Source organism: Streptomyces sp. NPDC000878, from assembly GCF_053599695.1.
This window is the reverse complement of sequence record NZ_JBSFMT010000038.1, coordinates 85,503-95,364: the sequence shown is the minus strand read 5'-3', so window position 1 is coordinate 95,364 and position 9,862 is coordinate 85,503. Positions and strand designations below refer to the sequence as shown.

General features: G+C 68.9%; 10 protein-coding genes. 3 read left to right on the top strand and 7 right to left on the bottom strand.

Translation table 11 applies throughout. The annotated features are described in order from the left end of the window. From ACWDR4_RS29330 to ACWDR4_RS29320, 3 genes are all read right to left on the bottom strand, one after another. On the bottom strand, positions 1-211 hold a 211-nt coding region (locus tag ACWDR4_RS29330; RefSeq protein WP_450413104.1), incomplete at its 3' end, for an FAD-dependent oxidoreductase. 158 nt (positions 212-369) lie between these two features. After that, on the bottom strand, positions 370-1,110 hold the full coding sequence (locus tag ACWDR4_RS29325) for an SDR family NAD(P)-dependent oxidoreductase (protein WP_450413103.1): 741 nt from the start codon (positions 1,108-1,110) through the stop codon (positions 370-372). Positions 1,111-1,193: 83 nt separating this feature from the next. Further along, a complete protein-coding gene (locus tag ACWDR4_RS29320) occupies positions 1,194-1,586 on the bottom strand; it encodes a carboxymuconolactone decarboxylase family protein (RefSeq protein ID WP_450413102.1) in 393 nt (130 codons plus the stop codon). Positions 1,587-1,771: 185 nt separating this feature from the next. On the opposite strand from ACWDR4_RS29320, the gene ACWDR4_RS29315 reads away from it, so the two are divergent. Further along, a complete protein-coding gene (locus ACWDR4_RS29315; RefSeq protein WP_450413101.1) occupies positions 1,772-3,430 on the top strand; it encodes a flavin-containing monooxygenase in 1,659 nt (552 codons plus the stop codon). Positions 3,431-3,506: 76 nt separating this feature from the next. On the opposite strand, the gene ACWDR4_RS29310 is transcribed toward ACWDR4_RS29315, so the two are convergent. Both ACWDR4_RS29310 and ACWDR4_RS29305 read right to left on the bottom strand, forming a co-directional pair. Continuing rightward, complete coding sequence (locus tag ACWDR4_RS29310; RefSeq protein ID WP_450413100.1) at positions 3,507-3,914, bottom strand: nuclear transport factor 2 family protein; 408 nt, start codon at positions 3,912-3,914, stop codon at positions 3,507-3,509. Between the two features lie 111 nt (positions 3,915-4,025). Continuing rightward, complete coding sequence (locus tag ACWDR4_RS29305; RefSeq protein WP_450413099.1) at positions 4,026-4,424, bottom strand: nuclear transport factor 2 family protein; 399 nt, start codon at positions 4,422-4,424, stop codon at positions 4,026-4,028. A gap of 162 nt (positions 4,425-4,586) precedes the next feature. On the opposite strand from ACWDR4_RS29305, the gene ACWDR4_RS29300 reads away from it, so the two are divergent. Then, positions 4,587-5,633 carry a cyclase family protein gene (locus ACWDR4_RS29300; protein WP_450413098.1) on the top strand — a complete coding sequence of 349 codons (1,047 nt, stop codon included), beginning with the start codon at positions 4,587-4,589 and terminating at the stop codon, positions 5,631-5,633. Positions 5,634-5,703: 70 nt separating this feature from the next. On the opposite strand, the gene ACWDR4_RS29295 is transcribed toward ACWDR4_RS29300, so the two are convergent. Beyond that, positions 5,704-7,707 (bottom strand): alpha-ketoacid dehydrogenase subunit alpha/beta, encoded by a 2,004-nt coding sequence (locus tag ACWDR4_RS29295; protein ID WP_450413097.1) that lies wholly within the window; start codon positions 7,705-7,707, stop codon positions 5,704-5,706. Positions 7,708-7,925: 218 nt separating this feature from the next. Here ACWDR4_RS29295 and ACWDR4_RS29290 point away from each other — a divergent pair, with 218 nt between their 5' ends. After that, complete coding sequence (locus ACWDR4_RS29290) at positions 7,926-8,633, top strand: TetR family transcriptional regulator (protein ID WP_450413096.1); 708 nt, start codon at positions 7,926-7,928, stop codon at positions 8,631-8,633. Between the two features lie 73 nt (positions 8,634-8,706). Here the strand turns inward: ACWDR4_RS29290 and ACWDR4_RS29285 are convergent, their stop codons facing one another. Next, on the bottom strand, positions 8,707-9,861 hold the full coding sequence (locus ACWDR4_RS29285; protein ID WP_450413095.1) for an acyl-CoA dehydrogenase family protein: 1,155 nt from the start codon (positions 9,859-9,861) through the stop codon (positions 8,707-8,709). Between the last annotated feature and the right edge of the window lies 1 nt (position 9,862).

Sequence of the window (9,862 nt, the reverse complement as noted above, 5' to 3'; positions counted from 1 at the left end):
GCGAAGCCAGTTGCTCCTGACTGCGCAACGCCGCCCGCCCCGGCTCCCAGGCACCCGACAACACCTGCTTGGACAACGGCGGACGATCGTACGGAACATGCGGCTCATCACCCAGCACCGTGATCCCACCCACGAAACCCTTACGCCGCAACGCCTCCACCGTCGACAAACCGGACGCGGAGGCGCCCACCACCAGGACGCGGGCCGTCATGCGGTCACCCCACGGGTGCCGTTTCTGACGTCGTCGTCGATGCTCATACGTGCTCCATTGCAGCCGGGGCCCAATGCCTCGCCGAAAATTATACCTGCCGGTCGGTACATAAAACACGGGAACAAGAGATCCGGCGGCGGCGCCTCGGCGGCAACCGCTCACGCCAGATAGCGGCCACCGTTCGCGCTGAGCGTCTGACCAGTCACGTAGCTCGCCTCTTCGGAGGCCAGGTAGGCCACCGCGTAGGCGATGTCCTCCGGGGTGCCGGCGCGCTTCATCGGCATCATGGAGGCGACCGCGTCGACGTCGACCGGGCCCTGGCGCACCAGCGGGGTGTCGATGAACCCGGGCGGGACGTGGTTGACCGTGATCCCCTTCTCGATGTACTCGACGGCCAGCGCCCTGGTGAGGCCGATGACACCGCCCTTGGAGGCCGCGTAGTGCGCCATGGAGGGCGCGCCGGTCTGCGCGGAGGAGGACGAGATGTTGACGATCCGGCCCCAGCCCGCCTCGACCATGTCCGGCACCAGTTCCTTGGTGACCAGGAACGGGCCCTTCAGGTTGATCCCGATCATGCGGTCCCAGGACGCCTCGCTGATGCTCGTGAAGGGCTCGTAGGCGGTCGTCCCGGCGTTGTTGACCAGGATCGCGACCGGCCCGAGTTCCGCACGGGTACGGGCGGCCGAGGCCGCGACCGCCTCGGCGTCGGCCGCGTCACCGCCCACCGCGATAGCCGTACCGCCCTCCTTGACGATCAGCGCGACCGTTTCCTCGGCGCCCTCGACGTTCAGGTCCCAGACGGCGACCGCGGCCCCCTTGGCCGCGAGCACGGTCGCGATACCGCGGCCGATCCCCCGGGCGCCGCCGGTGACGACCGCGACCTTTCCCTGCAGTGACATGGGTACTCCTCGTGTGATGTGGGGTGGATGCCGACGGCTCACGCCCGGTCGGCGGCGATACAGGGGATGCAGGGGGCTTTCGGTCAGCCCTCCAGGGCCTCGCGGGCCGCCGTGCGGGCGGCCACGGCCCGGGGGAAGCCGGTGTAGCCGCTGGAGTGGTAGATGACCTCGGCGATCTCGTCCTCGGTCAGGCCGTTCGTCCGGGCGATACGGACATGGGTCTTCAGTTCGGTCTCGGCACCGAGGGCGATGAGGATGCCCAGCGTCACCAGACTGCGGTCGCGCGGAGCCAGCCCGTCGCGGCCCCACAGTCCGCCCCACACACTGAGGAGGCCGATGTCGACGAGGTCCTCGCCGAGGCGGCCGTCCTTCAGATCGATGTCGCCCTCGGGGAACACACCCGGCAGTGCGGCGCGCATGGCCTTCCAGCCCGCGGCCCGCAGATCGGCGGTCTCTTCGACATCATTGTCGCTCATGCCTGTACTCCCGTTGCGCGGTTTCACGTCCTTGAGCGAAAGTTAGATCAGACGGTCGGTACAATCAATGACCCGGGCGAGATTCACATCCATTGCCCGGACCCGCCGCCTCATCTACTCTCACTTCTCACTGAGTATTCGACCGACCGGTCGACAAAATGAATCAGGCTCACGCGGGAGAGCACATGAGCGACACGACGAAGCCGGGCCCGGACCAGGTCGGAGCGGGCGGCGCGGACAGCGCTGTCGACGTACTGGTCATCGGCGCCGGTGTCACCGGCATCTACCAGCTGTACCTGGCCCGGGAGGCCGGGTTGTCGGTGAAGCTGCTGGAGGCGGGCACCGGAGTCGGCGGCACCTGGTACTGGAACCGCTATCCCGAGGCGCGCTTCGACTCCGAGAGCTACACCTACGGCTACCTCTTCTCCAAGGAACTGTGGGAGGAGTGGGAGTGGTCGGAGAAGTTCGCGGGCCAGCCCGAGATCGAGCGGTACTTCAACCATGTCGTCGACCGGTTCGACCTGCGGCGCGACATCGCCTTCGGCGTCAAGGTGACCGCGGCCGTCTTCGACGAGGCGTCCGGGACCTGGAGCGTGCGGGGCAGTGACGGCACCGAGGTGCGGGCCCGCTTCGTGGTCGCGGCGACCGGCAACCTCTCGGTGCCGTTCATCCCGGGCATCCCGGGACGCGAGGACTTCCGCGGCGCGCAGCACCACACCAGCCGCTGGCCGAAGACCCCCATCGACTTCACCGGCAAGCGGGTGGCCCAGATCGGCACCGGTTCCAGCGGTGTGCAGATCATCTCCGCGATCGCGGACGACGTGGCCCAGCTCACGGTCTTCCAGAAGGACGCCGACTGGCTCACGCCGCTCAACAACGGGCCGATCACGCCCGAGGAACAGGCCGCGCTGAAGGCCGACTTCGAGTCCATCCGCGAGACGCTGAACACCTCGCCGAGCGGGTTCCTGCACCAGATCGTCATGCGGTCCGGCCTCGAAGACAGCCCGGAGGACCGCCAGGCGTTCTACGAGGAGCGGTGGAACGGCCCCGGCTTCACCAAGCTGACCGAGCACTACTACGACATGCTCTCGAACGAGACCGTGAACGCGGAGTGGTGCGCGTTCATGGCCGACAAGATCCGCAGCATCGTCAAGGACCCGGCGACGGCCGAGAAGTTGATCCCCAAGGCCCATGGCTACGGCGGCCGGCGGCCCCCCTTCGGGACCGGCTACTACGAGACGTACAACAAGCCCAACGTCTCGCTCGTCGACATCAACGAGACGCCGATCACCCGCATCACCGAGGACGGCATCGAGACCACCGCGGGTGTCGAGGAGTTCGACATCATCATCTGGGCGACCGGCTACGACTTCGGCACCGGCGCCCTCAACCGGCTGGGCGTGCAGGGCCGTCAGGGCCTCCCGCTGAAGGAGTACTGGTCGGACGGCCCGCTCACCTACCTCGGGGTCGCGACGGCCGGGTTCCCGAACTTCTTCTTCCCCGGTGGGCCGCACGGCGCCACGGGCAACAACCCGCGGTACGCCGGTGACCAGGTGGAGTTCGTCACCGACGCGATCGTCCACGCGCGCGAGCACGGTCACGACGTCATCGAGGTGACCGAGGCCGCCGAGGAGGAGTGGACGGACAGTGTGAACTCCAGCACGATGTCCTCCTTCCTGGAGAGCAGCTACTTCTCCGGGGGCAACATCCCCGGCAAGCCGATCAAGCAGCTGCTGAACCCGACCGGCCGCTGGAACCTCCAGGAGCTGATCCGCGAGGCGGTCGCGAACGACTTCCCGGCGTTCGCCTTCTCCAAGGCGACGGAGCCGGAGCCCAAGGCCTGACCAGGCGGAAAGCCGACGCTCGTGCCACCCGGCGGTTCGGGTGGCACGAGCGTCGGCATTCCGTGACGCGCGCGCGTTACGGCAGGAAGGTCGTGACCCTCCGCTGGAACTTCCACGCGCCGTCGTGGTGGCGGAGCGTGTCGTCGTAGCGGCCGACCATCTGTACGGCCCAGCCCGCCTCGCCGCGCTGGAAGAACGCGAGGTTGCTGACCGCGGTGGCTTCCTCCTCGGTGTACGAGGTGACCACCGTGTTGGCCACGAGGTGCAGCTGCGGCTGGGTGGGCGCGAAGGCCGCGTAGCCCTCGCGGATCGCGTCGCGGCCCTCGAAGGTGGCGATGCCGGCGATCTCGGCGATGCCGTCGGGGAGGAAGAGGTCGGCCACGTCGTCGTTGCGGCCGGTGTCCAGGGCCTGGGCGTAGGCGGCGATGGCTGCCTGTACGCCGGCTGCGACCGACGCCTCGGTGTCGGGGGAAGTGGTGGGCATCTCTCTCCAAGGTCTAAAGGTCTTCGTGCATGGGGTGGACAGGTCGTGGACAAGCTGCGGGTGCGTTGTGGCTGGTCGCGCAGTTCCCCGCGCCCCTTTGGGGCGCTTCTCCTAGACCTGGTACGTCGTCTTCCTGCGGCGGAGCAGCCAGGTGCCGTCCGTTCGGGTCAGGTCGTCCTCGTAGTGGCCGACCACCTGGACCGCCCAGCCCGCCTCGCCGCGCTGGAGGAAGACCACGTCGCTCGTGGCCGTCGCCTCGTCGGGGGTGGAGGAGGTGACGACCGTGTTGGTGACCAGGTGCAGTTGCGGCAGTTCCGGTGCCCACCCCTTGAAGGCCGCGCGGAGTGCGTCGTGTCCCTGGAGGGGGTCCGTGCCCGGCAGTTCGAGGACTCCGTCGGGTGTGTACAGCGCGACGATCTCGTCGGTGCGGCCGGCGTCCTGGGCCTGCGTGTGCGTCCCGATCACGGCACGTACTCCGGCAGCCACCCACGCCTGTGTGGATTCGCTCATCATCTCCCCAACAGTCGATGTTTCGACCACTGAGTCTATTGCTGAACGCAAGCCAATATAAAGGCCTGCACCGAAGCAGTTCTAGTTGTTGACCGACCGGTATAATCCAAATAGCATGCCGCCGACCGTCAACGGGGACCGTCGCCTGAGGAGGCGTTAGTCATGACGAAGCGTTGGAAGCAGCGTCCGCCGGGCTCGACCTGGGGCGACTGGGGCGAGGACGACGAGCTGGGCCGGATCAACCTGCTCACCAAGGAGAAGGTCCTCCAGGGTGTGCGCGAGGTCGAGCACGGCATCGCCTTCAGCCTCAGTCTGCCGCTCGACTACCCGGGCGGTTCAGCCATGAACCAGCGCCGCTACCCACCGATCCTGCGCCCCACCGAGGACCTCCAGCACAACCAGGACGTCTTCTACAACATCAAGGCCAGCGAGCACTTCTCCCCCGACCTCATCGACGTCTGGTCCGACGACGTGGTCACCCTGTGGCTCCAGTACTCGACCCAGTGGGACGCTCTCGCCCACCAGGGGGCCGAGTTCGACGCGGACTCCGACGGGGTCGCCGAGGCGGTGTACTACAACGGCTACCGCGCGGGCACCGACCTCGTCGGACCGCAGGAGGACGCCAAGGGCGACGGCAGCGGCAGTCTCGGCTTCGCGCGTCACCTCGGTCTGGAGCACATGGCGGAGCACGGGGTCCAGGGGCGCGGTGTTCTCATCGACATCGCCCATCACCTCGGGACCGGCTATCAGGCGGTCAACTACCGGCAGCTGCGCGAGATCATGGACGCCGACAACGTCGTCGTGGAGCCCGGCGACATCGTCCTGCTGCACACCGGCTTCGCCACCCAGATCCTCGCCTGGGAGAAGAACCCGGACCCGGTCGCCATCCACCAGACCGCCGCCTACCTGGACGCCCACGACCCGGAGATCCTCCAGTGGATCACCGACTCGCAGCTCGCGGGCCTGGTCGCGGACAACTACGCGGTCGAGGGGGTGGGCGTGGGCAACGAGACGGGCCCGCACTCGCTGCTGCCGATCCACCACCTCTGCCTGTTCAAGCTGGGCGTTCCGCTCGGCGAGCTGTGGTACCTCGACAAGCTCGCCTCCTGGCTGCGCGAGCACAACCGCAGCCGCTTCCTGCTCACCGCTCCCCCACTGAACCTCCCGGGGACGCAGGGCAGCCCGCTGACTCCGGTGGCCACCGTCTGACACGGACACCGACAGAGGGAGGGGCCCCAGGACCGCGGTCCTGGGGCCCCTCCCTTGTCCGTCTCCCCGGTCAGACCGCCGCGATCCGCCGCAGTGTCTGAGCGATCGTGTCCGCCGACGGCAGCCACACCCGCTCCAGCGAGGGCGCGTACGGCGCCGGAACATGCGGCGGGGCCACCCGGGTCACCGGAGCGTCCAGGTGCCAGAACCCCTCGTCGACGGCGAGGGCCGACAGTTCGGCGCCGACGCCGAAGTCCCGTACCGCCTCGTGGGCGATGACCAGGCGGTTGGTCTTGGCGAGGGAGGCGAGGACGGTCGCGCGGTCCAGCGGGGCGATCGTGCGCAGGTCGATCACCTCCACGCTGATTCCCTCGGCGGCCAGCGACTCGGCGGCGGCCAGGGAGTCCTGGACCATCCGCGACCAGGAGACCAGGGTGATGTCGGTGCCCTCGCGGACCACCTTGGCCTTGCCCAGCGGGATCAGGTGGTCGGCCGGCGGACGCGGGCCCTTGAGGCCGTACTGGAGCCGGTTCTCCACGAAGATCACCGGGTTCGGGTCCAGGATGGCGGCACGCAGAAGGCCGTACGTGTCGGCCGGGTTGGACGGCATCACCACGGTCAGGCCCGGGATGTGGGCCAGCAGGGCCTCCAGGCTCTGTGAGTGCTGGCTGCCCGAGGAGCGGCCCGCGCCGAACTGGGTGCGGACGACGAGCGGCATGGAGGCCCGGCCGCCGGTCATGAAGCGCAGCTTGGCGGCCTGGTTGAGCAGCATGTCGAAGGCGACGCCGATGAAGTCCATGTACATGATCTCCACCACCGGCTTCATCCCGGCCATGGCCGCCCCGACCGCCGCGCCGAGGACGGCGCTCTCGCTGATCGGCGTGTCGCGGACCCGGCCCGGGAAGGCGTCCGCCAGTCCACGGGTGAGGCCGAAGACGTTGCCGCCCGCGCCGACGTCGATACCGGCGATGAACACCTCGGGGTCGGCGGTGAGTTCGTGTTCCAGGGCGAGGCGTACGGCGTCCATCGAGCGGAAGACCTCGCCGGCGGCGGGGGCCGGCTCGGGTATCTCGGAGCGGGGCGCCGAGACGAAGTCGTGCAGGGTCTCGGGGGCCGGCTCGGGCAGGCTCCGGGCCCACTCGACCGCCGCCTCGATCTCCTTGTCGATCTCCTCGTCGATGGCATCGGCCAGCACGGCCGGGACACCGGCCGCAGCCAGGTGCTTGCGGGCCACCAGCAGCGGGTCGCGCTCCTTGGCGGCGGCGACCTCCTCGGCGGGGCGGTAGCGCTCGGGGTCGCCCTCGTAGTGGCCGTGCCAGCGGTAGGTCTCGGCCTCGACGAGGACGGGTCCGGCGCCGCCGCGCAGGCGTTCCACCACGTCGTTCATCAGGCCCGCCACCGCGAGGACGTCGTTGCCGTCGACGTGCGCGTAGTCGATGCCGTATCCGGCGGCGCGGGCGGAGAGGGTGGCGCGGTGCTGTTCGGACGCGGGCGAGAACTCGGAGTAGTGGTTGTTCTCGCACAGGAAGACGACGGGCAGGTCCCATACGGCGGCCAGGTTGACGGCCTCGTGGAACATGCCCTGGGCGACCGCGCCGTCCCCGAAGAACGCCACCACCACGTCACCGGCGGCGCGCAGCTTGGCCGCGGTCGCCACCCCGGCGGCGATCGGCAGCCCGGCGGCGACGATGCCGTTGGCGCCGTAGATGCCGAGGCGCGGGTCGGCGATGTGCATCGAGCCGCCGCGGCCGTGGTTCGTCCCGGCCTCCTTGCCCATCAGCTCGGCCATCATGGACGCCGTGTCCAGGCCCTTGGCCAGGACGTGGCCGTGGCCGCGGTGGGTGGAGGTGATTCCGTCCCGGGGGCCGAGCGGCCAGCAGGCGCCGACGGCACTGGCCTCCTGGCCGATCGACAGATGCAGGAATCCGGGGATCTCCGTCGCCTTGTACAGCACGGAGGCCCGCTCCTCGAAGCGTCGGATACGGCGCATCCGGCGGTACATTTCCAGAAGCTGTTCCGCGTGTGCGGAAACGGCGGAACCGGTCTTGGTCTGGTGGGGTGCCTCGGTCGTCATGCGCGTCCTCGCATTGCTCGCGCGGGCGGTACAAGGCCGCGCCGCCGGAGTCCATCTTTTAATGTACCGTCTGGTCTAGCAAACTGGTCAAGCACAATAGAACGAGGTCCCGGGCCCGCTTCCCCCCGGATGTGCCACTCGGCCGTCCGGATGCGGGCCCGAGGTCATGTCTCATCGGTCAGTCGAAATGTCGACACATCAGGCGGGGAGAGAACCACATGCCACGACCACCGGGCCACGGGCCGGACTACGAGGTCCGACGTCAGAAGATCATCGACACCGCGGCCACCCTGTTCGCCCGTCATGGCTACGCGGCGACCTCGATCAACGAACTGGGCCGAGCGGTCGGGCTCGCCAAGGGCGCCCTGTACTACTACATCGGGTCCAAGGAGAACCTGCTGATCGAGATCCAGTCGCGGGTGATGGACCCGCTGCTGTCCCGGGCCCGGGAGATCGCCGGCCTCGACGCGGATCCGCTGGTACGGCTGCGGCTGCTGTCGGAGTCGCTGCTGACGATCATCTTCCGCAGGCTCGACCACATCTGGGTCTACGAGCACGACTACCGCAGCCTCACCGGCGACTACCTCGACACGCTCCTCGGCCAGCGCGCGGAGTTCGAGCAACTGGTCCGGGGGCTGCTCACGGAGGCCGTGGAGGCGGGCACCTTCCGCGCGGTCGAACCGCACCTGGCCACCCTGCAGTTCCTGAATCTGCACAACCACACCTACCAATGGGTGAAGCCGGGCGGCCAATGGGACGCCTCGTACCTGTCCAGCGAGTACTGCGACACCCTGTTGCGGGGGTTCGGAGCGCCCGGCGCCGCCCTGCCGGACGTCGAGGAGGAGGCAGCGGCCTTCAAGCGCGACCGGCCCGAGCTGCCGCTCGACCCCGAGTCCGCGTGGCAGCAGGCCGCACTGGCGAGCTGATCCCGGTCCCGGGAGCCCTGGGCCCGCGGCATCCGCCGCGGGCCCTTTCGCTTGTCGCACCGGCCTGCTCGTGTCACACCTGCTTCAGCAACGCCCGGGCGATGACGTCGCGTTGGATCTCGTTCGTGCCCTCGCCGATCTCCAGGATCTTGGCGTCGGCGTAGAACCGTGAGATCTCCGACTCGCGCACATAGCCGTACCCGCCGTGGATCTGCACGGCCTGGGAGGCGGCGCGGTTGGCGACCTCCGAGGCGTACAGCTTGGCCATGGCGGCCTCCGTGCCGTACGGGCGTCCCTGGTCGGCGAGCCAGGCGGCCCGGTAGACCATCCAGCGGGCGGCCTGGAACTCCGTACCGATGTCGGCGATCTTGTGGGCGACCGCCTGGAAGGCGGACAGCGGGCGGCCGAACTGGTGGCGTTCCGTGGCGTGTTTGACGGCGAGCGTGAGCGCCGCCTTCGCCAGCGACAGGCCCAGCGCGGCGACGCTGATACGGCCCTTGTCGAGGACGGAGAGGAACTGGCGCAGCCCGTTGCCCTCCTCGCCGATCAGATGGTCCTCGGGGATCCAGCAGTCCTCGAAGACCAGTTCCCGGGTGTCCATGGCGTGCCAGCCGAGCTTCTTCAGCTTGGCGCCGCAGCTGTAACCGGGCGTGCCGGTCGGGACGTAGAAGGTGGCGAAGCGTTTCCGCCCGTCCTCGTTCTTCCCGGTCGTGGCCAGCAGGGTGACGCCCTGGCTGATGTCGGTGCCGGCGTTGGTGATGAACATCTTGGTGCCGTTGATCACCCAACCGCCGTCCGCCCGGCGGGCCGTGGTGGTGATACCGGCCGCGTCGGACCCGGCGCCGGGCTCGGTCAGACCGAACGCCCCGATGGCCTCGCCCCGGGCCAGTGGGGCGAGCCAGCGCTGCTTCTGCTCCTCGGTGCCGTACGTCAGCAGCGGCAGGGTGGCGATGGTCGAGTGCGCGTTCCAGGACGAGGCGACCGACTGGTCGGCGGCGCCGAGTTCCTCCATGACCGCGACGTAGGAGACCGTGTCGGAGCCGGCGCCGCCGTACTCCTCGGGCACGAGCATGCCCATCAGGCCGAGTTCGCCGAGCTTGGTGAAGATCTTGGTCGGGAAGGTCTCGGTCTCGGACCACTCCGCGGCGTTCGGCGTGATCTCCTTCGCCGCGAACTCGCGGACCATGTCCTGGAGATCACGGGTCTCCTCCGGCAGGTCGAAATCCATG

Bases quoted from the DNA above. Each gene is read 5' to 3' on its own strand.
- ACWDR4_RS29325 (WP_450413103.1), bottom strand. From the start codon at position 1,110: ATGTCACTGCAGGGAAAGGTCGCGGTCGTCACCGGCGGCGCCCGGGGG.
- ACWDR4_RS29320 (WP_450413102.1), bottom strand. From the start codon at position 1,586: ATGAGCGACAATGATGTCGAAGAGACCGCCGATCTGCGGGCCGCGGGC.
- ACWDR4_RS29315 (WP_450413101.1), top strand. From the start codon at position 1,772: ATGAGCGACACGACGAAGCCGGGCCCGGACCAGGTCGGAGCGGGCGGC.
- ACWDR4_RS29310 (WP_450413100.1), bottom strand. From the start codon at position 3,914: ATGCCCACCACTTCCCCCGACACCGAGGCGTCGGTCGCAGCCGGCGTA.
- ACWDR4_RS29305 (WP_450413099.1), bottom strand. From the start codon at position 4,424: ATGAGCGAATCCACACAGGCGTGGGTGGCTGCCGGAGTACGTGCCGTG.
- ACWDR4_RS29300 (WP_450413098.1), top strand. From the start codon at position 4,587: ATGACGAAGCGTTGGAAGCAGCGTCCGCCGGGCTCGACCTGGGGCGAC.
- ACWDR4_RS29295 (WP_450413097.1), bottom strand. From the start codon at position 7,707: ATGACGACCGAGGCACCCCACCAGACCAAGACCGGTTCCGCCGTTTCC.
- ACWDR4_RS29290 (WP_450413096.1), top strand. From the start codon at position 7,926: ATGCCACGACCACCGGGCCACGGGCCGGACTACGAGGTCCGACGTCAG.
- ACWDR4_RS29285 (WP_450413095.1), bottom strand. From the start codon at position 9,861: ATGGATTTCGACCTGCCGGAGGAGACCCGTGATCTCCAGGACATGGTC.